This window comes from Salinimicrobium sp. TH3 (assembly GCF_026676115.1).
Classification (GTDB): domain Bacteria; phylum Bacteroidota; class Bacteroidia; order Flavobacteriales; family Flavobacteriaceae; genus Salinimicrobium.
Map to the genome: position 1 here is coordinate 65,429 of NZ_JAPONB010000002.1, position 24,993 is coordinate 90,421.

At 40.6% G+C, this 24,993-nt stretch carries 26 protein-coding genes; 10 read left to right on the forward strand and 16 right to left on the reverse strand.

The genetic code is table 11. From position 1 onward, the window contains the following. Nucleotides 1-57: 57 nt before the first annotated feature. The gene (locus tag OU683_RS03450) at nucleotides 58-507 is read right to left on the reverse strand and encodes a ferritin-like domain-containing protein (RefSeq protein WP_268135181.1); all 450 of its coding nucleotides are present in this window, start codon (nucleotides 505-507) and stop codon (nucleotides 58-60) included. A gap of 231 nt (nucleotides 508-738) precedes the next feature. Between OU683_RS03450 and OU683_RS03455 the strand changes: the two genes are divergently transcribed. The 3 genes from OU683_RS03455 (at nucleotide 739) to OU683_RS03465 (ending at nucleotide 2,662) form a co-directional block, all read left to right on the forward strand. Then, complete coding sequence (locus tag OU683_RS03455) at nucleotides 739-1,308, forward strand: 30S ribosomal protein S16 (protein ID WP_268135183.1); 570 nt, start codon at nucleotides 739-741, stop codon at nucleotides 1,306-1,308. Between the two features lie 19 nt (nucleotides 1,309-1,327). After that, the gene (gene rimM, locus OU683_RS03460) at nucleotides 1,328-1,852 is read left to right on the forward strand and encodes a ribosome maturation factor RimM (protein ID WP_268135185.1); all 525 of its coding nucleotides are present in this window, start codon (nucleotides 1,328-1,330) and stop codon (nucleotides 1,850-1,852) included. Nucleotides 1,853-1,996: 144 nt separating this feature from the next. Further along, complete coding sequence (locus tag OU683_RS03465) at nucleotides 1,997-2,662, forward strand: tRNA1(Val) (adenine(37)-N6)-methyltransferase (protein ID WP_268135187.1); 666 nt, start codon at nucleotides 1,997-1,999, stop codon at nucleotides 2,660-2,662. Between the two features lie 64 nt (nucleotides 2,663-2,726). Here OU683_RS03465 and OU683_RS03470 read toward each other — a convergent pair whose 3' ends face one another. Beyond that, the gene (locus OU683_RS03470; protein WP_268135189.1) at nucleotides 2,727-3,557 is read right to left on the reverse strand and encodes a tetratricopeptide repeat protein; all 831 of its coding nucleotides are present in this window, start codon (nucleotides 3,555-3,557) and stop codon (nucleotides 2,727-2,729) included. Between the two features lie 141 nt (nucleotides 3,558-3,698). Here OU683_RS03470 and OU683_RS03475 point away from each other — a divergent pair, with 141 nt between their 5' ends. Then, nucleotides 3,699-4,877 (forward strand): acyl-CoA dehydrogenase family protein, encoded by a 1,179-nt coding sequence (locus OU683_RS03475; protein ID WP_268135191.1) that lies wholly within the window; start codon nucleotides 3,699-3,701, stop codon nucleotides 4,875-4,877. 230 nt (nucleotides 4,878-5,107) lie between these two features. Here the strand turns inward: OU683_RS03475 and OU683_RS03480 are convergent, their stop codons facing one another. From OU683_RS03480 to trmB, 7 genes are all read right to left on the reverse strand, one after another. Continuing rightward, a complete protein-coding gene (locus OU683_RS03480; protein WP_268135193.1) occupies nucleotides 5,108-5,446 on the reverse strand; it encodes a 2Fe-2S iron-sulfur cluster-binding protein in 339 nt (112 codons plus the stop codon). Nucleotides 5,447-5,498: 52 nt separating this feature from the next. Continuing rightward, nucleotides 5,499-6,560 carry an NAD(P)/FAD-dependent oxidoreductase gene (locus tag OU683_RS03485; protein ID WP_268135195.1) on the reverse strand — a complete coding sequence of 354 codons (1,062 nt, stop codon included), beginning with the start codon at nucleotides 6,558-6,560 and terminating at the stop codon, nucleotides 5,499-5,501. A gap of 29 nt (nucleotides 6,561-6,589) precedes the next feature. Then, nucleotides 6,590-6,835: a NifU family protein gene (locus tag OU683_RS03490; RefSeq protein WP_228916004.1), complete on the reverse strand. Its 246-nt coding sequence runs from the start codon at nucleotides 6,833-6,835 to the stop codon at nucleotides 6,590-6,592. 2 nt (nucleotides 6,836-6,837) lie between these two features. After that, nucleotides 6,838-7,965: an Mrp/NBP35 family ATP-binding protein gene (locus tag OU683_RS03495; RefSeq protein WP_268135199.1), complete on the reverse strand. Its 1,128-nt coding sequence runs from the start codon at nucleotides 7,963-7,965 to the stop codon at nucleotides 6,838-6,840. Nucleotides 7,966-8,089: 124 nt separating this feature from the next. After that, nucleotides 8,090-8,416, reverse strand: coding sequence for an MGMT family protein (locus tag OU683_RS03500; protein ID WP_268135201.1), 327 nt, complete (start codon nucleotides 8,414-8,416; stop codon nucleotides 8,090-8,092). Further along, complete coding sequence (locus OU683_RS03505) at nucleotides 8,413-9,039, reverse strand: LysE family transporter (RefSeq protein WP_268135203.1); 627 nt, start codon at nucleotides 9,037-9,039, stop codon at nucleotides 8,413-8,415. The genes OU683_RS03500 and OU683_RS03505 overlap by 4 nt, the downstream gene beginning before the upstream one ends. Nucleotides 9,040-9,045: 6 nt before the next feature. Next, on the reverse strand, nucleotides 9,046-9,720 hold the full coding sequence (gene trmB / locus OU683_RS03510) for a tRNA (guanosine(46)-N7)-methyltransferase TrmB (protein ID WP_268135205.1): 675 nt from the start codon (nucleotides 9,718-9,720) through the stop codon (nucleotides 9,046-9,048). Nucleotides 9,721-9,787: 67 nt separating this feature from the next. Between trmB and OU683_RS03515 the strand changes: the two genes are divergently transcribed. Continuing rightward, the gene (locus OU683_RS03515; protein ID WP_268135207.1) at nucleotides 9,788-10,846 is read left to right on the forward strand and encodes a glycosyltransferase; all 1,059 of its coding nucleotides are present in this window, start codon (nucleotides 9,788-9,790) and stop codon (nucleotides 10,844-10,846) included. On the opposite strand, the gene OU683_RS03520 is transcribed toward OU683_RS03515, so the two are convergent. From OU683_RS03520 to OU683_RS03540, 5 genes are all read right to left on the reverse strand, one after another. Beyond that, nucleotides 10,784-11,860, reverse strand: a complete 1,077-nt coding sequence (locus OU683_RS03520) for a sensor histidine kinase (protein ID WP_268135209.1) — start codon at nucleotides 11,858-11,860, stop codon at nucleotides 10,784-10,786. The two genes, OU683_RS03515 and OU683_RS03520, sit on opposite strands and share 63 nt — an antisense overlap. Then, entirely contained in the window at nucleotides 11,860-12,546 is a 687-nt protein-coding gene (locus OU683_RS03525) for a response regulator transcription factor (protein ID WP_268135211.1), read from the reverse strand. Before OU683_RS03525 ends, OU683_RS03520 begins: the two co-directional genes overlap by 1 nt. 564 nt (nucleotides 12,547-13,110) lie before the next feature. Then, nucleotides 13,111-13,755 carry a phosphate signaling complex protein PhoU gene (gene phoU, locus OU683_RS03530; RefSeq protein ID WP_268135213.1) on the reverse strand — a complete coding sequence of 215 codons (645 nt, stop codon included), beginning with the start codon at nucleotides 13,753-13,755 and terminating at the stop codon, nucleotides 13,111-13,113. Between the two features lie 383 nt (nucleotides 13,756-14,138). Beyond that, nucleotides 14,139-14,501 carry a toxin-antitoxin system YwqK family antitoxin gene (locus tag OU683_RS03535; protein WP_268135215.1) on the reverse strand — a complete coding sequence of 121 codons (363 nt, stop codon included), beginning with the start codon at nucleotides 14,499-14,501 and terminating at the stop codon, nucleotides 14,139-14,141. A gap of 182 nt (nucleotides 14,502-14,683) precedes the next feature. Continuing rightward, nucleotides 14,684-15,310, reverse strand: coding sequence for a MarC family NAAT transporter (locus OU683_RS03540; protein WP_268135217.1), 627 nt, complete (start codon nucleotides 15,308-15,310; stop codon nucleotides 14,684-14,686). 393 nt (nucleotides 15,311-15,703) lie between these two features. On the opposite strand from OU683_RS03540, the gene OU683_RS03545 reads away from it, so the two are divergent. The 4 genes from OU683_RS03545 (at nucleotide 15,704) to OU683_RS03560 (ending at nucleotide 21,971) form a co-directional block, all read left to right on the forward strand. Then, complete coding sequence (locus OU683_RS03545; RefSeq protein WP_268135219.1) at nucleotides 15,704-18,463, forward strand: TonB-dependent receptor; 2,760 nt, start codon at nucleotides 15,704-15,706, stop codon at nucleotides 18,461-18,463. 42 nt (nucleotides 18,464-18,505) lie between these two features. Further along, nucleotides 18,506-20,443, forward strand: a complete 1,938-nt coding sequence (locus OU683_RS03550; RefSeq protein ID WP_268135221.1) for a beta-helix domain-containing protein — start codon at nucleotides 18,506-18,508, stop codon at nucleotides 20,441-20,443. A gap of 156 nt (nucleotides 20,444-20,599) precedes the next feature. After that, nucleotides 20,600-20,938: a T9SS type A sorting domain-containing protein gene (locus tag OU683_RS03555; RefSeq protein ID WP_268135223.1), complete on the forward strand. Its 339-nt coding sequence runs from the start codon at nucleotides 20,600-20,602 to the stop codon at nucleotides 20,936-20,938. Between the two features lie 52 nt (nucleotides 20,939-20,990). Then, nucleotides 20,991-21,971 carry a LuxE/PaaK family acyltransferase gene (locus OU683_RS03560; RefSeq protein ID WP_268135225.1) on the forward strand — a complete coding sequence of 327 codons (981 nt, stop codon included), beginning with the start codon at nucleotides 20,991-20,993 and terminating at the stop codon, nucleotides 21,969-21,971. Between the two features lie 131 nt (nucleotides 21,972-22,102). Here OU683_RS03560 and tyrS read toward each other — a convergent pair whose 3' ends face one another. Then, nucleotides 22,103-23,398 (reverse strand): tyrosine--tRNA ligase, encoded by a 1,296-nt coding sequence (gene tyrS, locus OU683_RS03565; protein ID WP_268135227.1) that lies wholly within the window; start codon nucleotides 23,396-23,398, stop codon nucleotides 22,103-22,105. Nucleotides 23,399-23,481: 83 nt separating this feature from the next. On the opposite strand from tyrS, the gene OU683_RS03570 reads away from it, so the two are divergent. After that, nucleotides 23,482-24,501 carry an NAD-dependent epimerase/dehydratase family protein gene (locus OU683_RS03570; protein ID WP_268135229.1) on the forward strand — a complete coding sequence of 340 codons (1,020 nt, stop codon included), beginning with the start codon at nucleotides 23,482-23,484 and terminating at the stop codon, nucleotides 24,499-24,501. A 6-nt stretch (nucleotides 24,502-24,507) separates the two neighbouring features. Here the strand turns inward: OU683_RS03570 and OU683_RS03575 are convergent, their stop codons facing one another. After that, a complete protein-coding gene (locus OU683_RS03575) occupies nucleotides 24,508-24,993 on the reverse strand; it encodes a DUF4296 domain-containing protein (RefSeq protein WP_268135231.1) in 486 nt (161 codons plus the stop codon).

Consider the following 24,993-nt stretch of genomic DNA (forward strand, 5'->3'; position numbering starts at 1 on the left):
TTGAGCAAAAAAAACCCGGGCGATTTGCCCGGGTTCTTGAATATATTAGGCTTTTTACTAATCAAAAGCCTCCTCCAGGTCCTTTACCTGTTTGAAGGTGCGTTCTATCGCATTTCGCTGTTTGATAAGCAGGTTGGCAGTCGAGGGGGGAAATCCATCATCCTTAATAATTTTGTTGTAGTCTTCTACAGCTATTTTCTCTCCCCGAACAACTTCTTCCAAAACCTCTTCTTCCTTATCTGAACTTAAAGCCGATTTTAGATCCATCCACATATGGTGTGCTTTACCCTTTACACTGGCTCCTTTGTCGGGAGATTCACCAAGGTTCCTGATTTCAGTTTTCAATTCATGCCCAAAATCATAACGCTCTTTGGCCTTAACCTCAAAAAATTGTTTCAGCTTCTCGTTCTTCACATCTTCGGCAGCTTTCTTAAAACCAATTTCAGAATCATAATTCTTCTCCAGCAACTCATTGAGTTTTGCTGCCTGCTCTTTTGTCGTGTTCATACTTTTCATTTTAGGTTAGCTATTTTTTCTTCTTAAAGATATGACACATAATGGATCTAACCCAATGTTTAACAGGCTTTAGCACTCCTTAACGAAGTGGAAAAAATTAAGGAATTTGACAGCCGGAGATTTCAAATTTTTTTTACTAACTGCTTAATTTACAATAAAAAATAATAGTACCTTTGCCCCCTCATTAATAATCGGGGTCGGGAACCCCACAAATTAATTTATATGCCTGTAAAGATTAGATTACAAAGACACGGTAAAAAAGGAAAGCCTTTTTTCTGGATCATTGCCGCAGACTCGCGGACAAGGAGAGATGGTAAGTTTCTTGAAAAATTAGGAATTTACAATCCAAACACAAATCCTGCAACGATCGAGCTGGATGTTGACAGTTCTGTAAAATGGTTACAGAATGGAGCACAACCAACAGATACTGCAAGAGCTATCCTTTCTTACAAAGGAGTCTTACTTAAGAACCACCTTGCAGGTGGTGTTAGAAAAGGCGCTTTAACCGAGGAGCAAGCCGAGGAGAAATTCAACGCCTGGGTTGAGCAAAAAGAAGGTAAGGTAGAAGCTAAAAAAGAGAATTTGACAAAAGAGCAGGAAGCTGCTAAGGCGAAGGCTCTTGAAGCTGAAAAAGAAGTTAATGCAAAACGCGAAGCTGAAGCTGCTGCCGCTGCACAACCTGAAGTTGAGGAAACTACCGAAGACCAGGAAGCTGCTGCTGCAAATGAAGTGGATGACGCTACTGCAGAAGAAGCAAAAACTGAAGAAAAACAAGACCAGTCAGGTTCTTAAATTTTCATTCTAACGAACAATGACAAAAGAAGAGTGTTTCTATCTTGGCAGGATCGTTAGTAAATTCAGTTTTAAGGGAGAGGTATTGATCAAACTCGATACCGATGAACCCGAGAGTTATTTAGAAATGGAATCAGTTTTTGTCGAATATGACAATAATCTGGTTCCATTTTTTATTGAAAGAAGCTCACTTCAAAAGAGCAATTTGTTAAGGGTAAAATTTGAGGAAGTCGATACCGAAGAGGACGCCGAAGACCTCATGAAATGCGACCTTTATTTACCCCTCAACCTCCTACCAGAATTAGGAGAAGATCAATTCTACTTCCACGAGATCATTGGCTATACGGTTGAAGATGAAAATTACGGCACTGTTGGCACGCTCACAGGAGTCAACGACACTACCACTCAGGCCCTTTTTGAGATCGAAAAAGACGGAAAACAGGTTCTTATCCCCATGAATGACTATTTTCTACAAAAAGTGGATAAGAAGAACAAAGTCATTCATGTAAAGACCCCGGAAGGACTTATAGATCTTTATCTTTAGATTCAAGGTTTAAAGTTTTAGGTCTCTTAACATTCTCTACTGCAATAGCAGATTTTTATATTTATCTGTCTCAATACTCACTACTAAATTCTCAATATTATTTTTAAGTTCAAACAATTCACGATCCACCAAGACCGCACCGCAATGAAAGTCGGTACAGACGGAGTGCTACTTGGTGCCTGGACTTCTCTTGAACACGAACCATTCTCAATACTTGACATTGGCACCGGCACCGGGGTGATTGCCTTGATGCTTGCTCAACGTAGTGACGCAGAGCTGATCGATGCACTTGAAATTGATGAAGATGCCTACGAGCAGGCGGTCGAGAATTTTGAGAATAGCGACTGGGGCGACAGGCTTTTTTGCTATCATGCAGCCTTTGACGAATTTGTAGAAGAGATGCAGGATGAGGAAAAATATGATCTCATTGTTTCCAATCCGCCGTTTTATTCTGCCGATTATTCTTCGGGAGATGCGAAGAGGGATCAGGCGCGGTTTGCAGAAGCACTTCCGTTTGAGGAACTCCTGGAAGGTGTTTCCCTTCTCCTTTCAAAAAAGGGAAAATTCAGCGTCATTATTCCGTTTGCAGAAGAGGAAAAATTCCTCTACCTGGCCGGAGACTTCAATCTCTTTCCACAAAGGATCACCCGAGTAAAGGGAACTCCCAATTCTGAGGTAAAAAGAAGTCTGCTGGAAGTATCATTTTTGGAAACACAGCCTATTCAGGATGAACTGATTATTGAAACCTCCCGACACCAGTACACTCCGGAGTATGTCGAGCTCGTGAAGGATTTCTATTTGAAGATGTAATTTTGGTCAAAAGGACCCTTTCAGGGTTTGGAACCCTGAAAGGGTTGAAACGTTTATTCCTTAATCACCACCTCACCTGGTAAGGATATCTTTCATAGATCACATTGTCCTCGTTAATAGTATTTCCCGCTTTGCCATTAGCTTGAGCAGATTCCATTAATTCCATGGCTTCTTCGGGTTTTTCAAGTTTATAAAGGCAAATTGCTTTATAATATTGCACTTCAGCAAAAGTGGGATAGATCTTTAGAGCCTTATTGAAAATCTCAATGGCTTCTTCACATTTTCCCAGCTCATACTTGGAAACCCCGTAGTAAAAAAGATCAAGATGATGCTCTCCATCCTCCCCCCACTGCTCTCTTTGTTCGCTGAGATCTTCAGCAAAAATAGCTTCTGCTTTTTCAAATTCATTGAGCTGTAAATAGGAAAGGCCGATATGGAATTTGTAGGTGTGATCCATAACATAGGCATTCCCATATTTCTCCAGCAGGTCTTTGAAATCAGCAATTCCAGCCCTGTAAGTCTTGGCAAAAATTACTTTTATAAAAGCCCGGTAAGGCTGCCAGCGTTCGGGATCGATCTCAACGGCTTTATCTATGTACTCCATACCTGTTTCATACTTGCCTTGCTTGAAAAGCGGCATGGCTTTTTGCTGCCATAGGTAAGCTATTGTAGGATCTTTTGCCAGCCCTGCATCAAGACATTCCTGTCTTTCCCTGGAGTATATAAATTTCTTGTTTGCGCAGTTGTACAAGTATTCATCAATTATTTCTTGCTGTTGTGCTTTTCTTTCTTCGGAAAGCTTTGGGACAGGGTCCACAACGGCCAGTCCATTTTCTTCCGGATTATTACATCCTGCAGCAAGGGCAATAAGCCACAATAAATATATTTTCTTCATCAAAATGGTGTGATATAGTTGGACAATATAGAAAATTAACTTCGGAAGCTGCTGTTTTAGGAATTCTGCTGTAATTCTACCTTGCTCCTAATTTCTGTTTGCTTAAATTTACTCTTCCAGACAAATAATAAACAACTTACAATGAAAGCAGATCAATTTCAGGCTCCCGATTACTATAATCTTGACGAATTACTTTCCGACGAACATAAAATGGTACGCGATGCCGCCCGCGCATGGGTCAAGCGGGAAGTATCTCCAATCATAGAAGAAGCGGCTCAAAAAGCAGAATTTCCAAAACAACTTATCAATGGCCTTGCAGACATTGGTGCCTTTGGACCTTATATTCCTGAAGAGTACGGTGGTGCGGGTCTCGACCAGATCTCCTACGGACTCATTATGCAGGAGATCGAACGTGGAGATAGTGGGGTACGCTCTACTGCTTCTGTGCAGTCTTCGCTGGTCATGTATCCTATTTTTAAATACGGAACAGAAGAGCAAAAGAAAAAATATCTTCCGAAGCTTGCTTCAGGGGAAATGATTGGTTGTTTTGGCCTTACCGAACCGGATCATGGTTCGAATCCCGGCGGGATGACCACTAACTTTAAAGACAAAGGAGATCATTATCTTCTCAACGGGGCAAAAATGTGGATCTCCAATGCACCTTTTGCCGATATTGCCATTGTTTGGGCAAAGAATGAAGAAGGACGTATTCACGGACTCATTGTGGAACGCGGCATGGAAGGGTTCACAACTCCCGAAACTCATAACAAGTGGTCCCTTCGCGCAAGTGCTACGGGGGAACTTGTTTTTAATGAGGTAAAAGTTCCAAAGGAAAACCTGATGCCCGAAAAAAGCGGATTGGGAGCTCCTCTCGGTTGCCTTGACTCTGCCCGCTATGGAATAGCATGGGGTGCCATTGGCGCTGCAATGGACTGCTATGACACCGCATTGCGTTATGCAAAAGAACGGGAACAGTTTGGAAAACCTATCGCGAGCTTCCAGTTACAGCAAAAGAAACTGGCCGAAATGATCACCGAGATCACTAAAGCTCAGTTGCTCGCCTGGAGACTCGGGGTGATGAGAAATGAAGGTACTGCCACCTCAGCACAAATTTCGATGGCTAAAAGGAATAATGTCGCCATGGCTATTAATATTGCCAGGGAAGCAAGACAAATTCTTGGCGGAATGGGAATCACAGGTGAATACAGCATTATGCGACACTCTATGAACCTTGAAAGTGTGATCACCTATGAAGGCACGCATGACATCCACCTCTTGATCACCGGTCTTGACATTACGGGAATACAGGCATTTCAATAAACTTTAAAGCAAATCAAAACAAGGGCAACGTTTACAACGTTTGCCCTTTTTATATTTTTCGCAGCATTCTGCCTTCAGTTCCACGTGCTTTTTGGAGATCACTCCCTCAAGCTGAAGATAATCCTTCGATTTACTGGAATAAAAAACGATTACATTAATGATCATGCTGCTTATATTTTTTCCTGCCTTTTAAAGAGGGCAAAAACCAGATCCTTTATTAAGTCAATAGCTTAATCGGCATTATACGGTGCTATTTTCACCTCCAGCCCTTCCAGCTCCTTTTCAATATGGATCTGGCAACTAAGCCTGCTGTTTTCCTGAACAAAAAATGCCTGGTCGAGCATATCTTCTTCTTCATAAGATTTCTCGGGAAGCAGGTGATCTTTGTTAAGCATATAGCACTGGCAGGAGGCGCACATGGCCATACCGCCGCAGATCCCAATTGTACCTTCGGGCGCAAGTTCGTGAGAGCGTATCACCTCCATTAAGTTCATATTCATATCTGTAGGCGCATCTACTACATGAGCTTCCCCTTCGCGGTCAATTATGGTGATTTTAATATCTGACATATATATAAAAAGGCTCCATTGGGTTCAAAAACCTATGAAGCCTGTTGCTTTTTTAATTTATACTCTTAACAACCTCTCTTTTAGCCTCTTTTTTGCTACCATCAAAACCGTTAACCCCACTCACAGTGGTGTATTTCATAACATATTTCTTGTCGGGGAAAATTCTCTGGTAAGCACTTTGACACATAATAGCCGCTTCGTGGAAACCGCAAAGAATAAGCTTCAGCTTACCTGGGTAGGTGTTAACATCCCCAATGGCATATATCCCAGGTATGTTGGTTTGATAATCATAACTGTTGTCTACTTTGATCGCATTTTTTTCGATCTCGAGGCCCCAGTTCGCAATTGGTCCCAATTTTGGTGAAAGCCCGAACAAAGGAATAAAATAATCTGTCTCTTTTATTTCTTCTCCGGAAGCATCTCCCTTATGCCTAATCACAACAGATTCCAGAGCTTCCGAACCCTTAAGCCCAACCACTTCAGCTTCAGTAATAAGGTTGATTTTTCCGATTTTTGAAAGTTCAGAAACCTTTTCTACGGAATCCAAAGCGCCGCGGAACTCATTTCTCCTGTGGACCAGAGAAACTTCCGATGCAACTTCAGAAAGATAAATAGCCCAGTCAAGAGCCGAATCACCCCCGCCCGCAATTACTACCCGCTTGTCCCGGTAATCTTCAGGTTCTTTGATCATGTAAGCAACGCCATTGTTCTCGTACTTGGCAATATTTGGAATAGGTGGCTTACGAGGCTCAAAACTACCCAGTCCACCGGCTATTACCACCACAGGCGCCTGATGTTTTGTGCCTTCGCTCGTAGTAACTATGAAAGAACCGTCATCCAGCTTCTCAATGGTCTCTGCCCTTTCCCCCAGCGTAAAACCGGGTTCAAAAGGTCTTATTTGCTCCATTAAATTATCTACCAGGTCACCTGCAAGAATTTCGGGAAAGGCCGGAATATCGTAAATAGGCTTCTTTGGATAGATCTCTGAACACTGTCCTCCTGCTTGTGGCAAAGCATCAATGAGGTGACATTTCAGTTTTAATAATCCTGCTTCAAATACGGCAAAAAGGCCCGTAGGCCCTGCGCCGATGATCAACATATCTGTTTTAATCATTACGTCTTCTTTTGTGAAGTGCCCCATCTCTATTTTTCGATATTCAGCACTTTTTCGATTTGAGGTACATATCGTTTTATAGTCATCTCAACTCCCGACTTCAATGTCATCGTATTTACGCTACAACCCACACAGGCGCCCTGCAGCTGTACCTTTACCAGCCGGTCATCATCTTCAATGCTAATGAGAGAAATATCTCCCCCGTCGTTTCTAAGAAATGGCCTTATTTCTTCAAGAGCCCTTTCAACATTCAACCTAACTTCTTCGCTTGTCATGACTATTTATTAACTGCACTACAGCCAGCCATAGTGGTGATTTTAATTGCTTCGGTAGGCGGTAAACTTTTATTACGTTTTACCGTCTCCTGAACTACATTTTGAGTAATGACCTCAAAAGCTTTTGAAAATGGGGTGTTCTCCTGTAAAGCTGCAGGATGACCAATGTCTCCGGCTTCTCTTATGCTTTGCACAAGCGGGATCTGCCCCAGGAATGGCACATTAAGATCTTCAGCAAGCATTTTAGCTCCTTCTTTTCCAAAAATGTAATATTTGTTATCTGGCAATTCCTCAGGAGTAAAATAAGCCATATTCTCAATGATACCTAACACAGGAACATCAATTGATTCCTGTTGAAACATTGCCACACCTTTACGTGCATCTGCAAGAGCTACATTTTGAGGAGTACTCACAACCACAGCCCCGGTTAAAGGAAGTGACTGCATGATAGACAGGTGGATATCCCCTGTTCCCGGGGGCAGGTCCACTAAAAGAAAATCCAATTCTCCCCATGCTGCATCAAAGATCATCTGGTTCAACGCTTTTGCCGCCATTGGCCCTCTCCATATCACCGCTTGATTTGGCTGTGTAAAGAATCCAATGGAAAGCAGTTTAACACCGTGATTCTCTATGGGTTTCATTTTTGATTTCCCATCTATGTTGACCGATAGTGGCTTTTCTGTCTGCACATCAAACATCATAGGCATGGATGGCCCATAAATATCTGAATCTAAAAGACCCACTTTAAATCCCATTTTTGCAAGGCTAACAGCAAGATTGGCAGTTACGGTAGATTTCCCTACTCCACCTTTTCCTGAGGCAACAGCGATAATGTTTTTGATCCCGGGAATTGCTTTCCCTTTAATTTCGGTCTTCTCGGGCGCCTGAACTTTTATATTTACTTTTACATTGGCTTTTTGGTAAACATGTTCGTGGATTGCTTTCATTACATCAACCTCTGCCCGTTTTTTGATGTGCAGGGCAGGCGTAGTAAGCAAGAGATCAACAACTACCTCATCTCCAAAGGTCATGATGTTTTGAACGGCACCACTTTCAACCATATTTTTTCCTTCCCCTGAAACCGAAATGGTTTCAAGAGCTTCCAGTATATCTTTTCTATTAAGTTTCATGCTGTATTATTGATGGTTCTAAACCTTATATAGATTCATTCTAAACGCAAATATAAGCCGAAAAGCTAAGATAACGAAGTTATTACCCAATTTTGATGATCGAATAAAGTGATGTGAATATAGGCTAAAGTTCTTTTGCCGGATCCCAGAAATGCAGCTGAAAATCAATGACCTTATCATCCCTTACCTCAACACCCTCGGCCTCGAGCATTTGTTCCATTACCCGTGAGCCGGGAAAGTGGTGTTTTCCTGTAAGCAGTCCATTTCTGTTTACCACCCTGTGCGCAGGAATATCTTCCATTTTGGAAGCGTTGTTCATAGCCCATCCTACCATTCTTGAACTGCCGGTGGCCCCTAAATAAATTGCAATAGCCCCATAACTGGTCACCTTTCCCATAGGGATTTGTCTTACCACTTCATACACTCTATCAAAAAATGAAATCTTGTTCATTCCTGTGCATATATTCTTATTATCGTAATCACCAGCAGGACCAGCATTAGGGCCGCCATGAAATAATTGGAGTATTTTACAAAAAAAGTTCCCTCTGCCTCTATTTTAGCAAAAAAACTAGCATAAAGATAAAGGGTGGTGAAAGTGCCCAGGGAAGCCGCCAGCACGAATGCCGTATTGTTAAGCAGGTGGTATTCAATATTACCATTGACATTAAGTGCAGCAGCAAGAGCTACAAAAAAGGGAATGGGGAAAATATTAAGAGCTCCTATTATGATGCCTTTAAACACACTTTTTTTCCCCGAAGTGGGCGTCACTTCCACCTCTCTCCTCTTTCGCTGGGCCATTACAAGAAAATAAAACATCATAATCAAGAAGATCACAAATCCGGCGCGTAAAAGAATGCTATTGATATACGTGTTATCGAAAATATAACGCGCCAGCATTATTGCAATAGCAGCTTGGAGCAAAACTACTAAAGATGCTCCCAGTGCCATATAAATGCCATTGGTTTTCCCCCTTTTAAGACAGGTTTTGGCAACGCTCATATTCACCAATCCCGGCGGTACAACCCCAAGCAAAGCTGCAAAATAGGTAATAAGGAAAATTCGGGTTTCCTCCAAGAGTGTCTATTTTATCCTAAACTGTATGTAAGTTATAGGTTTTCCCTGCTCAAGATACTGTTTTTCATAAAAAGTCTGTATCCCCGTAACTTCTTTTGGAGAGTATTCATTTTTATAGACGTTATGATTGGCCTGTACAACTTCATGCCCTTCTCCATGAAGGAGTCCAAGGGTATAACCATGCATAAATTCACTATCTGTTTTCAGGTTTACAAAACCATTCGGCTTTAGTATCTTTTTGTACTTCTGAAGGAATTCCGAATTGGTCATACGGTGTTTGGTGCGTTTATATTTGATCTGTGGATCGGGGAAGGTGATCCAGATTTCATCAACTTCATTTTCGCCAAACAATAGGTCTACCAGCTCTATTTGGGTCCTCAAAAATGCCACATTTTGGAGTCCTTCTTCCAATGCTGTTTTAGCCCCTCTCCAGAATCTGGCACCTTTAATATCTATCCCAATAAAATTTTTTTCGGGATATGCCTGGGCCAGCGCAACACTATATTCTCCTTTACCACAACCCAATTCAAGAACAATGGGTTTGTCATTTCCAAAAAGCTTACTGCCCCATTTGTTCCTGTAACCAAAATTTCCATCTAAAACTTCCTCTCGTGTAGGTTGAACCACATTGGAAAAAGTTTCATTTTCTCTAAACCTCTTTAATTTATTCTTACTTCCCACTAGAAAATTTAATATTTTGGTAAAAATAAATAAAATCCCCCACAGGCCTTTCATATATATTTGTTTTATGCGAAGTAGAAGGATTTTAGTAGCGCCAATTAACTGGGGTTTGGGGCATGCCACCCGGTGTATCCCGCTTATACAAAAGCTGGAGGAAAAGGATTTTACTCCTATCATTGCTTCAGATGGAGCAGCACTTGAACTGCTGAAAAAAGAATTTCCGCATTTAAAAGCCTTTGAATTACCTTCCTACAATATCACCTATACGAGCAGAGGAAGTCTTTTAAAATGGAAGTTGCTACTGGATAGTCCACATATTCTGAAAAATATTAAAAAGGAAAAACGGGCTACACAAATCCTGGTAGAGAAACTTAATCTCCATGGAATCATATCGGACAGCCGATTTGGAGTGCGATACAAACACCTGCCCAATGTTTTTATCACACATCAACTTAATGTACTTTCGGGAAATACTACCTTTTTAAGCAGTAGGCTTCACCAGCGGTATATAAGAAAATATGATGAATGCTGGGTGCCCGATGCCCCAGGCAAGCCAAACTTAAGCGGATTTCTGGGACATCCTAGAGCACAACAGGAAGCTGTAAAATACATGGGTATTATTAGCAGGTTCGAAAAGAAGGATTTGCCACAGGTCTATGAATATATGGTCTTGCTTTCGGGACCGGAGCCACAGCGAAGCCTTTTGGAGGAAATACTATTTAAAAAATTAAAGCAAACCGATAAAAAGATCCTTTTCGTAAGGGGGGTGGTAAATAAAGATCAACCGCCTATGGCAGCACCAAATATTGTAATAAAAAATTACCTGTTTGGACAAGAACTGGAACATGCGCTAAACAGTAGTAATGTAGTGATTTCAAGATCGGGGTATACAACTTTAATGGACCTGGCAAAACTTGAAAAGCGGGCGTTTTTTATTCCGACTCCGGGACAATTCGAGCAGAAGTACCTGGCCGATAGAATGAAAAAATTGGGATTCGCTCCTTCGTGCGAGCAGGAAGATTTTGATCTTGAGAAACTAAAAAAAGTAAAAAATTATTCCGGATTAAGTGATCCCGGGTTTATCTGCGATTACTCTGGCCTTTTTAGCCTTTTTCAGAGTAAATGAGAATTCACTTCCCATGCCGTAAGTGCTTTCCACAGAGATCCTTTCTTTATGCGCCTCCAACAAGTGCTTAACAATTGCGAGGCCCAGACCAGAACCGCCTTCTTTTCGGGAACCGCTCTTATCTACCCTGTAGAACCTCTCAAAAAGCCTTGGAATATGCTCTTTTTGGATCCCCTCTCCATTATCACTAACCCTTACTATGATCTTCTTTTTTGAATGCTCTTCAATGGCAACTTCGGTTGTGCCATCATGCTTTCCATATTTGATGGAATTCACTAAAAGATTTGTTACCACCTGCTGTATTCTTTCTTTATCGGCTTTTACCCATACCGGCGCATAAGGAGTTTCAAATAATAAAGTGATGTTCTTTTTTGCTGCCTTCATTTCCAGGAGATCAAAAACGTTTTGGATCACCTCCACAATATCAAAAACCTCCAGATTTAACCTCAGCTCCCCTGTTTCCAGTTTAGTGATCATATCCAGATCCTGAACAATATAAACCAGCCGCTCTACTCCCTTGGCTGCCCTTGCCAAATATTGTTTACGCACTGTTTTATCTTTCATTGCACCGTCAAGGAGGGTCTCGATATAACCTTGAACCGTAAATAAAGGAGTCTTAAGTTCGTGGGAAATATTACCCATAAAATCCTTTCGGTAAGAATCCCGCACTTTAAGCGCTTCGATCTCGAGCTTCTTACCTTCAGCAAATTTTTGGACTTCTTGTGAGAGCGAGGTCATATCGGTAGTGACCTGTTCGGGATTAAGGGGAGTAGCACTCAGCATACTCACATTCTCATAGATCTTCTTGATTTTTTTGTAGATGAAGAATTCTACCCGGTATTGAATAATTAAAAATGCAAAAATGAAACAGGTAATGGCATAAATTAGAAGTGCCCATTCTGAATAAGCGTCATGAAGGACGAGAAAAACAGCTGAAATCCCGGTGAGAAAGAGAGTAACGTAAATCGAGGTCTTTACTGCAAACGTATATGATCGCTTAAAACCTTTAGCCATTATTCCACAAATTTGTAACCCACTCCTTTAATAGTCTTAATACTATCATCTCCTATTTTCTCCCGAAGTTTCCTAATATGTACATCAATGGTGCGTCCACCAACAACAACTTCGTTACCCCAAACCCGTTCCAGGATCTCGTCCCGTTGAAAGACCCTTCCGGGTTGGGAGGCCAAAAGATACAACAATTCAAATTCCTTGCGCGGGAGCATAATAATTTCATCTCCCCGCGTAACCTTATACTCTTCCCTGTTAATTTCCAGGTCTCCTGCGGTAATAATTTCAGATTTTGAAGTGGAGTCTTCATTATACCGCCTCAAAAGAGCTTTAACTTTACTTAAAAGAACTTTGGGCTTAATAGGCTTCGTAATATAATCATCTGCCCCTGCATCAAAGCCGGCCATTTGTGAATAATCCTCACCTCTGGCTGTAAGAAAAGTGATTATAGTATTAGCCAGCTCGGGATCTTTTCTCATTTGGATACAGGTCTCCATTCCATCCATCTCGGGCATCATGACGTCAAGAATAACTAAATGAGGTTTGTGCTTTTTGGCAGCCTTAAGAGCTTCAATTCCATTTTTGGCTGTAGTTACCTTATATCCCTCGGCAGTTAAATTATACCTTATGATCTCAATGATATCTGGTTCATCATCCACGAGTAGTATACAGATGTCTTTTTTTTTCATGCTTAGATAGCTGTTTAAGTAAATTTACTGTAAAAATATAGATAATTGTGAAGTTCTAAATCCCTGCCCGGTTTTAGTAACACTAAGCTAACATTCCCTTTACATAGCTGTAATCTTTTGGCATAATAGAAAAATATTTAAGCAGCAGGAATTAGCTCTACTCTTTGCCTTAAAAAGGACATAAAATACCATAGTGGACTTCTTTTAACATAAAAAAAGGTTGCCTGGCCAGGGCAACCTTTCATACATCTAAATCGACAAAAACTAAGATAATATGAATTTTCTTAGTGCACATTAAGAAGTTCAAATATGAAATTTTAAAATGCATTTAGCGTAAAGCGAAGTTTACCAAATATTTAAATTTAAAATGAAAATGTAGGAGAGGGGATATCGTGAAGGAGAGGAATTAAATCAAATTCCCTTTAGGAAAGGAATGGTAAATTTTGTGTGGTGCAATTAAAGTATAATTAAGCTTTATTCTTTGGGAAATCCTTTAAGTCTATCTTAAAAATTCTAAAGAGAAACCTTAGGAAGTAAATTAGAAGTAAATTATAAGAGAGGAGTTTATACCCAGGATTTCTCCTTTTGATGCTTTAGCACTTCTGCATCCCGGTAAAAAATTATCTCCTGAGCAATATTGGTTGCCAAATCTCCCACTTTTTCAAGTTTCTTAATGACTGTAAACAATAAAAGAAATTGATCTATTAGTTCCACCTTTTTTCTCACCATTTTGCAAATAAGAGAAATGGAGTTGTTATTGATTTCATTAAGAACCTGCTCTTTTTTGAAGACCTTATGAGCTTGTTGACTATCTTCATCTGTGTATGCCTCCTTTATATCTTCCAACATTGAAAGTGTATAGGAAAACATTTCATCCAGGCGAAGACTTTTTATTAAATCCTTTTCGGGTAGCATGTTTAACTCTAATGTGTATTTGGATATGCCAGAAGCACAATCTCCAATGCGTTCAAGGTCAAAATTGATCTTTCGAAGAGCAAGCACAAACCTCAGATCACTCGCTACCGGTTTGTGCAAGGCAAGAAATTGTTCACAGTCCCGATCAATTTTTAGATCAAATGCGTTTACCCTGTATTCCATATGAACAACCTTTTCTGCCAAATCCTTGTCCAGCGTATGAAAAGCTTCAATCGAATTTTCAAGCTGTGTAGCACATAAATTAAACATTTCTGCACCTAACTGGTTCAGCATCTCCTTGTGTTGATCAATATTTACCATCGTCTTGCTCCCAATAAGTTGAAAAATAAATAACTACTCAGCATACAATGTTGTGTTCAAGTTTAACCTCCTTCACAACAAATTCTTCCTTTGATCCCGTGAAAAAGAAAAAACAACAGAATCTTTTAATGCTCAAGCATCCAAAAATAGAGGTAATCAGGTCTCCTTATGTTTAATTAAGATTATCAAATAATTAATGATATGTCACCAGTTTTGGTAATCACACTTCAATTCATAAATAACAGATTCATCTTCCTTAAGTCTTTATTCAAAGCTTATAGCCATTTTTAAAACAAAAAAAAGTCGCTGAATCTCTTCAGCGACTTTTTTTTGTTTTATATACTGTTTCTAGTGAACTATTTACTTACCACGCCTTCATCACCTTTCCATTTATGAACTGATGCAATTCTATTATTCTCAAAATCCACCTCAGATAGCTCTTCTTCATTCCAAAAAAACCATTTCCCGGTTTTTAATCCTTCAGAATATTTACCAATAGCTTTTTTATTGCCATTTTGATCGTAGGCGACCCATTCTCCATGAAGCTCTTTATCCTTATAAAAGCCTTTTTGGGCTACCTGTCCATTTTCATGGTAAAAGGTGGCCTCGATCAAATCTCCCTTTTGCTTGAATACTTTTTCAATGTCATTTTCCTGTGCCATTATAGCACTCCCAGATAGCATTAGGGAACTCAACAGCAATATCTTCAACCTTTTCATCTCATTATCTTTAAAGTCCTTTTTTAAAGATAAATAAAAATTTACATTTTAGAAACATACACGTAACCTTAATTTAACATTGGAAGTAACTAGAAAACAGGCTCTTAACCTTTAATCCCCAAAAGGCAAGCAATATAGAGAAGAAAAAAGGAAAAGGAAAGACCGGATAAAAGCTACTGGAATTAAGCCAGCTTCAGGATACTAATAACTGAAGAGCTAATGTATTCGACCCCAATAGCAATCACTATAAAGCCAATGATCCTGGATATTGCATTTATTCCAGATGCCCCAAGAAATCTTACGATATAATGGGAACAACGAAGCATGAGGAAGGTTGCAATACACACCGCAACTATGGCCGATACTACAACGATCTTTTGAGAAAACAAATCATACTCTTCATAAAGCCCTATTAATAAGGAGATGGAGCCGGGTCCTGCCAGCATAGGAATTGCCAGAGGAGTTAATGAGACGGCTTCCCGTTGGAAAGCATCATCTTTCACCCGCTGTTTTTCCATTCCCTTATGTTTTGAAAATGAACCAGTGAGTAAAGCAAAACCCGAAGTTGCTATAATTAAACCTCCTGCAATCCTAAGGGATTCTATACTTATTCCAAAAAAATGAAGGATATACCTGCCAATAAAGAATGATATAACCAAAATGACCAGGACATTAATTGATGTGAAAAGAGATATCCTGGATCGCTCGGTTTGAGAATTCTCCTGAGTTAACCCAACAAAAATCGGCAGCGTACCCAAAGGATTGATAACAGAAAATAATGCAGCAAAGACTATGATAAACAGTTCCATCTTTTTGCTGCAAAAATGAGCCTGCTTTGTTAATCATGGTCATTACTCCTATTATTTTAATATTAAGAAATCCAGCGCTTGCCCAAAAGCAAACACTCTGAAAGGTTACCTACTAATTCCGGGCAACAAAGACTAACTATGAACACGCCTTTACGGATTTTGCCTGCACATCTTACCACTCTTTTATTTCGGCATCATTACGCTAGAAATACAAATATTTTTTCAGGAAACGGACAAATCATTGCCTAAAGAGGGGCCATAACCTTAAGCTAACATTTATATCACACAGCATTAATTCCTACTTAACCCCAACTTTACAATAGGCTCTTTTATTTGCACCAGACAATTACAGATAACATGAAGCGATTTTTTATCCTATTAATCGCGGTACTAATGACAAATAATGTACTGCACGCGCAAAGCGAAACAACTGGCTCTATTATGGGCCGCCTCTCAGATGCTGAAATGAATGGCGAACCATTACCATTTGCCAATGTTTTGATCAAAGGCTCCACTAAGGGAGCTACCACAGATATGGAAGGACTTTATTCCATACCAAATCTCGAACCGGGAACCTATACCCTCGCATTCAGTTTTGTAGGTTACGAAACATTAGAAATTCCTAATGTTCAGGTTTTTGCCGGCAAAATTACTGAAATTAATACTGAATTAGGAAGCAGTGCCGCTTCCCTTGATGAAGTAGTAATATCAACTGTTTCAAGGAAAGACTCTGAAGTAGCTCTACTACTGGAGCAAAAAAGAGCTATTGATATTAAAGAAAGTATTGGAGCCCGTGAATTAGCCAAATTGGGCGTCTCTGATGCTGCCAAAGCCACTGCCCGTATTTCGGGCGTGACCAGCAGTGAAGCATCGGGTGACATTTTTGTTAGGGGATTGGGAGACCGTTATTTATATACCACTCTTAATGGACTACCTATCCCTTCAGATGATGTTGAAAGAAAGAACATAGACCTGGAACTTTTCCCTACAGGGATTATCCAAAGTGTAGCCATAAGCAAAACATATTCTCCCAACACTTCTGCCGATCAGGCTTCGGGGAATATTGATATCTCCACCAGGGAACTGGTAGGAACAAGTGAACTTAGCTTTGGCGCCGGTGCAGGAATTAATACAAATGTTTTGCAGGAAGGTATATTCGACAACTTCAAGGTTTCTCCAAACCTGAAAAATGCCGATTTTGGTTTTTACACTGGAGGAAAGGCTTCAGAATACAAGCTTATCTACCAGGACTGGACTCCCGGCACTGCAGACTTACCCATGAATTACAAGTACAACCTTACTGCGGGGAAGAGATTTGGAGATAAGCTTGAGGTTTTAATCACAGGCTCTCAGGATATTGACTATGAATATACCAAAGGAATATTTCGGGAATACCGCGCTAACTTTGTTACAGATACCATTACAGATGCTACTGTTTACTCAAAAACGATAAATACTACCGGGCTGGCAACTGTAGCTTATGAGTTTAATGCCAATAACAGCCTTAGGGCAAACAGCCTCTTTATTAATAAGCTTTCAGATAATGTTTATGAAGGAGGAAGAAACCAGGAGGGTTTTATTTTTGAAGAAACAGATCCCAATGAAGGCCTATCACAGTTTGTAAGAGACCAAAACACAAAACAGACACGTCTTTGGGTTAACCAACTGCTCGGGGAGCACAGGCTGGGAGAGAAAAATAATCTTGACTGGGCTGCCGGTTTGAATTTGGTTAACGCCGATGAGCCTAACCGGATTAGAAATGAGGTCAACTTTAATGATGATGTAGTTTATCTTGGGGATACGGGTGGTTACCAACAGAGAAAGAGCTATCAGGAAATTGACGACTATGAATTCAATGGCAGGATCCAGGATCGTCTTGAAATACTTACTTCAGAAGAAAAGCAACTTGAATTAAGCCTTGGTGGAACCTACAGGTTCAAGGAAAGAGACTTTATATCCCGGTTTCTGGGACTCGAGGAAAGATCTAACAGGATTTTAACTCCTTCTTCCATAGACAACCTGGATGAAGTTTTCTCTCCCGAAAATTATAACAATGGAAATCTGGAGATCAATGACGACCTGCAGGCAGACAGGTACAGGGCTAACCTGGAATCTACCGCTGGGTTTGCCAGCATTACTTTTAGCCTGGAAAAGCTGAACATTAATGCTGGAGTCCGCTACCAAAAAGATGAACTTGAGGTAGTTTACAACGTGGGAAACATTCCCGGAAGAACAGGAACATCAAACCTTGCTTACGATAATTTTTATCCTGCTGTCAATCTGCGTTATGCTTTAACCGAAAGATCAAACTTTCGCCTTGCTGCCAGCAAAACCCTCACCTTGCCCGAATTTAAAGAAGTAGCTCCTTTTGAGTACGTTTCTCAAACCGGACAGGTGACCAGAGGAAATCCCGATCTACAGGCATCCACCAACTACAACCTTGACCTTAAGTATGAATTCTTCCCTTCTGCAGGGGAGCTATTATCCCTTACAGGATTCTATAAAAGAATTGAAGATCCAATCAACAAAGTACAGGACAGGGGCTCTGCAGGCGTCTTCTCATATTTCAACGCTGGAGAAAAGGCAGAGATCTATGGTTTGGAACTGGAAACCCGCCTGGAGCTAATAAGAATGGAAGACGGTGCGGCCTATGACTTTAATCTTGGTTTTAATGCCTCCAGAATGTGGCACTCCCAGGACCTTAAGGAGTTAAGAAATGAGAACGGACAGTTGTTGCGCACTTTTAGATATAAAGGTTTAACTGGAACAGGTTTACAAGGTGCATCGGACTGGATCTTTAACGGTTCTCTTAATCTGGTTGTTGGCAATGAAAACCCTTTTATGGGGAGTTTAGTTGCAAATTATGCATCAGACAAGATCTATGCACTTGGCGCCCCTGAAAGACAAACTGAAAGTGAAACTTTTTACAACGATGCCATTATTGAAAAAGGTTTCATAAGCCTTGATGCCGTTCTAAGTCAGGATCTTGGGGATTACTGGGGCATAAAATTTACCGGAAAGAATCTTCTAAACCCTACTGTAGAAAGAGTGCAGGATGTTAAGCCTTCTACCACAGGAATAGAAACTACCGAAACCGTAAGATCCTATACCCGCGGGGCAGTATTGTCACTGGGAATCAACTACAACTTCTAATCTTTTACAACAAACATTAAAACTTTAATTAAAACAAACACAATGAAAAAAATGACCAAAAACTTAGCTGTACTTTTCTTACTATTAAGCGGCTTTATATTCACAGGCTGTAGTGAGGATGAAGATCCAATCATCGATAAACCACAAGTAGAAAACGATGAACTCAATGGAGAACTAAATGAAGACTTAACTCTTGATCCATCTATAGAATATAAATTAACAGGATCTTTTGAAGTCCTGGCAGGTAGCACTTTAACTATACCGGCAGGAACTAAAATTGTTGCCGAAAAAGGCACAGAAAATTATATTGCCATCCATCAAGGTGCCGACATAGTAATTACCGGAACCCAAAGCAATCCTGTGATCATGACTTCTGTCAATGGCGCTCCCGGAGACTGGGGAGGTTTAGTGATTCTTGGAAACGGGGTTACTACCGAAGGTGTTGATGTAACTGCCGAAGTAGGCGGATTCAAATATGGAGGTACAGACAACACCGATAATTCCGGAACCATTGAATATCTTGTAATTGAAGGAGCAGGTGCTCAGATCAATGCCGATTCTCAATACAATGGCTTAAGCCTGTATGCAGTTGGTAGCGGAACTACAATTAGAAATATTGCAATCCTTAACGGAGCAGATGACGGAGTGGAATTCTTTGGAGGTGCTGTATCTGCAACCGAATTGTATCTTGAGAACAACGAAGATGACTCTGTTGACTGGACCGAAGGTTGGAATGGTACAATAACAAACGTGTATGTGCTTCACACCATAGAAGGTTTCTCTACAGCCATTGAAGCCGATGGGGTAAATAACAATCCAAAAATCATCAATTTCACCGCTGTTTCTACAATTGGAGGAACTGCTCTGCAGTTTAAGAAAGAATCGGGTGCCACTTTTGAAGGTCTTTCTTTAAGCGGTTACGATACTTCTGTAGAAATGAGAGACAACGGTCCTGTAGCAAATGTTGTAATTGAAAATAATGTAGCGAATCCTGAAGCGAACTATACGGTTCCAGCAACCGTTAATGCAAATGCTTTCACCTGGATCAATAACAGAGGTAGCGTAGCTTCCAATATTCTTCAGGGTACCGTAGAAGGAACAGTGACTCTTGATCCTACAACCACCTACAACCTTAACTCTTCTTATATTGTTCAGGATGGAGGTAAACTCATTATTCCGGCAGGAACAAAGATCATTGCCAGAGACGGTGGCACAGATGTTTATATCGCTGTACTTAAAGGCGGAATGATCGATATACAGGGAACTGAAACCAACCCTGTGGTGATCTCTTCTGCAGAAGGTAATCCCGGAGATTGGGGCGGACTAACAATTGTGGGTGATGCGACTACTACCGAAGGTGTTGATGCGGTAGCCGAAGTTGGCGGATTTGTTTACGGAGGTAACAATGATGAAGATAACTCCGGAAGCATTAAATACCTTGTGATCTCCGGAACGGGAGCTCAAATCAATTCTGAATCTCAGTACAATGGAATTTCATTCTATGCTGTTGGATCTGGAACTACTGTAGAAAATGTTGCTGTACTTAGTGGAGCTGATGATGGAGTAGAATTCTTTGGAGGAACTGTATCTGCATCCAATCTTTACCTTGAAAACCTGGAAGATGATGCTGTAGACTGGACAGAAGGCTGGAATGGAACTGTGACCAATGTTTACGTGAACCACACTATAGATAATTTCTCCACTGCAGTTGAGGCCGACGGTGCTAACGCAAATCCGAAGTTGATCAACTTCACCGCAGTTTCTACAACCGGCGGTACCGCACTACAGTTCAAGAAAGAATCTGGTGCAACCATTTCAAATCTTTACCTTGAAGGTTATGAAACCAACGTTGACATGAGAGATGGCGGCGCACTTACTAATGTGCAAATCGATGGCGCAGGTGCAGCTGTAGATGCTGCTTATGACCTGGGAACAAAGGTCGATGTTTCAACCTGGAGCTGGATAGAAGCAGAACTGTAGTTCCCTCAGTTTTTTAAGTTTATAAATAAAAAGGCTGCCGTAACGGTAGCCTTTTTTTATTATTGTAGACAAATCTATTTTTAACGTTTCCACAACTAAAATTTGGTCCGGTTTTTGAATTTTTTATTGTAAATTTGAAATGATACCGTATTAAATATGAAACAAATCTACTTGTACCCTCTTATGATCATTGGTCTTTTGCTCTTCTCGAGCCCGGCCAATGCACAGGTATCACAACCCGAAGCTCCTGGAAAGGAAGTTCCCATTGAAGGGCTTTCCATATTTCCAAATCCTGCATCCGGTCAAAAAGTATACATTAACACCAAAGCAGGCAAGGCTAAAACAATTCAGGTTTATAATGTACTGGGGAACAACGTTCTATCTGCCCAGCTAACTGGAAATGAACTGAATATTTCCGATCTGGATCCAGGTATTTATATCATGAAAATCCAGGAAGGTAAAAGCACTGCTACCCGAAAACTTGTGGTTAGATAAGCATACTCATTACCATTTATTTTATTCCCTACCTTTGTGCCTTTTCATTTCTATGCATAAGGTAAAGGACATATTTTCTATTAACACCCCTCAGGATCTCACAAAAAAAGCTCTGCAGGTTTTCAACTACCAGTATTTAAACAATCTGGTCTACAGGAAGTTCTGTGATCTTCTCCTTCGGGATCCCGCCGAAGTAGTTAGTCTTGAAAAAATTCCATTTCTACCCATAGAGTTCTTTAAAACCCATAAGGTTATTTCTTCTAAAGTTTCAGAAGAAATAACCTTTACCAGTAGCGGCACTACGGGTTCTCAAACCAGTAAACATTTTGTAACAGATCTAGGCATTTATGAGGAAAGTTTCCGCAGCGGGTTCACACATTTCTACGGAAGTGTGGAAAATTATGCGGTGCTCGCTTTACTTCCCTCCTATCTTGAAAGAGAAGGTTCTTCTTTGATCTATATGGCGCAGGATCTTATTGAAAAAAGTAATAATCCTGCGAGTGGATTTTACCTGCACGACCTGGATTCTCTCGTAGCAAACCTGAAAAAACTTGAAGAAAGGGGGCAAAAAACACTGTTAATAGGAGTGTCATTTGCGCTCCTCGATCTCGCCGAAAACTATTCCCTAAACCTGAAAAATACCATTGTGATGGAAACCGGCGGTATGAAAGGACGCCGAAAAGAAATGATTCGCACCGAACTTCATGAGTTGCTTAAAAAAGGTTTGGGTGTTGAAAACATTCACAGTGAATACGGGATGACCGAGTTACTGTCGCAGGCATACTCCCTCAAAAATGGCATTTTTGAATGTCCTCCCTGGATGAAAATTCTCATTCGGGATCCCGAAGATGCCTTGAGCCTGCTACCCGAAGGAAAATCTGGCGGAATAAATATCATAGATCTGGCCAATATCAACTCCTGTTCATTTATAGCCACACAAGATCTGGGAAAGAATTTAGACGGGCAAAGAACAGAGATTCTGGGCCGTTTCGACAACAGCGACATTCGAGGCTGTAATCTTATGGTTTTTTAACAAAAAAAGTTTTTTGCTGCTGTAAGGAATTGATTTTCTGCCGACTTAACAAACGGTTAGATTATGTTTTCATAATTGGTTGGTTAGTTAGATGCCCCCTTCGCCCCTCAAAAGGAAAGGGGGTTTCTTTATTATTCCACCCTTATTATATAGGTATTCCTTTTCCCTTTATTTATAATTACATATTTATTGTTCAATAAATCCTCTGTGGTGATTATGTAATCTTCTTTAACCTTTTCCTTGTTTACCGAAATTGAATTCTCTTTTAAGGCTCTTCTGGCCTCTCCATTAGAATTTAGAAATTCTGTTTTTGCTGAAAGTGCAGCGATCATATCGAGACCAGCTTCCACATCTTCGCGTGAGACGCGGGCTTGTGGCACACCTTCAAAAACATCAAGAAAAGTAGCTTCATTCAGCTTTTTAAGATCATCTGCAGTACTCTTTCCAAAAAGAACCTCCGAGGCCTTTACAGCATTCTCGTACTCCTCATGGGAATGTACCATTACTGTGATCTCTTCGGCCAGTTTTCGCTGCAGTTCTCTTTGATGAGGTGCCTCTTTATGTTTAACAACAAGTTCTTCTATTACTTCTTTTGAAAGGAAGGTAAATATTTTAATAAACCTCTCGGCGTCTTCATCGCTGGTGTTTAGCCAATACTGGTAGAACCTGTAAGGCGAAGTACGTGCAGGATCAAGCCAAATGTTCCCGGCTTCAGTTTTCCCGAACTTGGTACCGTCTGCCTTGGTAATTAGCGGGCAGGTAAGAGCATATCCTTTTCCGTCCCCTATTCTTCGAATAAGTTCGGTTCCTGTAGTTATATTTCCCCACTGGTCACTACCACCCATTTGAAGCGTGCAATCAAGCTCCCTGTACAAATGCAGGAAATCATAACCCTGCACCAGTTGGTAGGTGAATTCGGTAAATGACATTCCTTCCGAAGAATCTGAAGACAAACGTTTCTTCACGCTGTCCTTAGACATCATGTAATTTACGGTGATATGTTTACCTACATCCCGAATAAAATCTAAAAAACTGAAATCTTTCATCCAGTCATAATTATTGACCATCACTGCCGCATTATCTGCATCACTTTCAAAGTCTAAAAATTTTGATAACTGATTTTTAAGGGCATTCTGGTTTTGAAGCAAAGTGGCTTCTGTAAGCAGGTTACGTTCATTGGATTTTCCCGAAGGATCACCTATCATTCCTGTTGCACCACCTACTAAAGCTACAGGACGATGTCCCGCCTGTTGAAAATGTTTTAGCATCATAACCCCCACCAGGTGGCCTATATGTAAAGAATCGGCGGTAGGATCAATTCCCACGTAAGCAGACCTAAGACCTTCTAAAAGATGCTCTTCGGTTCCCGGCATCACGTCGTGGATCATTCCTCTCCAGCTCAATTCGTCTACAAAATTCTTATTCATAATCTTTCTTTTGAAGTAAAAAACAGCCGTAAAGATACCATAAAGCTTCATTTTTCCTAAGTGGTTTTAGCTATATTTACCTCATGATTTTAGTTACCGGAGGCACAGGCTTAGTAGGCTCTCATTTGCTGCTGGATCTTGTAAAAGCAGGAAAACCAGTTCGCGCGATCTATCGTACAGAAGAAAGCTTAAAGGCTGTCAAAAATGTATTTTCCTACACCAATTCTCAAGATGAGACCAACCTGCTCTTTTCCCAAATCGAGTGGCAAATAGCAGATATTACAGATGTACCTTCCTTAAAAATGGCATTTAAGGATATTGATCTTGTATATCACTGCGCTGCGCTGGTAAGTTTTGACACCTCTAAAGATGCCGAATTAAGAAAGGTCAATATTGAGGGAACTGCCAATATCGTCAACTTCTGTATCAAAAATGAAGTGGAAAAATTATGCTTTGTAAGCTCTATTGCCACATTGGATAAAAAACCGGAACAAAATGAACTCACGGAATTATCCTTTTGGAACAAGGAGCTCAACCATAGCATGTACGCTATTACAAAATATGGGGCAGAGATGGAAGTATGGCGTGCAAGCCAGGAAGGAGTGCCGGTAGTGATCGTCAACCCCGGAGTGATCATTGGGCCCGGTTTCTGGAACTGTGGCAGCGGTAAAATCTTTAAAAAGATAAACCAGGGTATGGACTACTATTTCCCTAAAACCACAGGATTCGTTGGGGTTTGGGATGTTATAAAGGTTATGCGGGAGCTTACAACCTCACCTGTAAAAAATGAGGAATTTATAGTAGTTTCTGAAAATATGTCTTTTAAGGACGTCTTCTCTATGACAGCAAAAAGTCTTGGTAAACCGGCGCCTTCAAAGCAGCTGAAAAAATGGATGATTTTTACAGGATGGCTTTGGCAGGAAATTTCAGGTTTATTCACTAACAAAGAGAAGCAGCTGGAAATGAGGTCTCGAAAAACCCTTTTTGAGCATTCCTTCTACTCTTCTGCAAAACTAAAGCAACAATTGGCTTTTGAATTTGAACCCATATCACAAGTAATAGAAAAAACTGTTACTTCCTTCCGGAAGGATCTTCAGAATTAATGATTACTACTGTCGCTGGTTTCGAGAAACAGGAACAGCAAGATCCCGATTTATGCGACGGGGTACAAGTGTATCATTAATAAATTTGCGGGGGACAATTGAATCATTCCCAGGAGCTTTTCTTAGAGAATCCCGTTTCTGCTCCTCAATTTCTCTTATAGAATCATATTGTTTCATCAATATCTCCAGCCTTTCCTTCACTCTGTCATAGATCATTTGGTACTCTTTGTAGTTCTCAGCATAATAGTTATTGCTTTGAACCAGTTGCACGCTATCAATTCCATATTTATTGGTGAGATAAGGGTAGGCATTAATTCCCTTTTCCTCCATGAGGCTCTTGTTATAGCTCCTCGCCCCATGAAGAATTGAGAGCTCGGTAAGCACCTCTACCATTTTCTCCTCGGGAATAAGGTTATCGGGTTTTGGAGTGCGGTCAATGTCCTGGCAGGATGCCAGTAAAACTAAAGACAAAACTCCCAACAACTTCTTCAT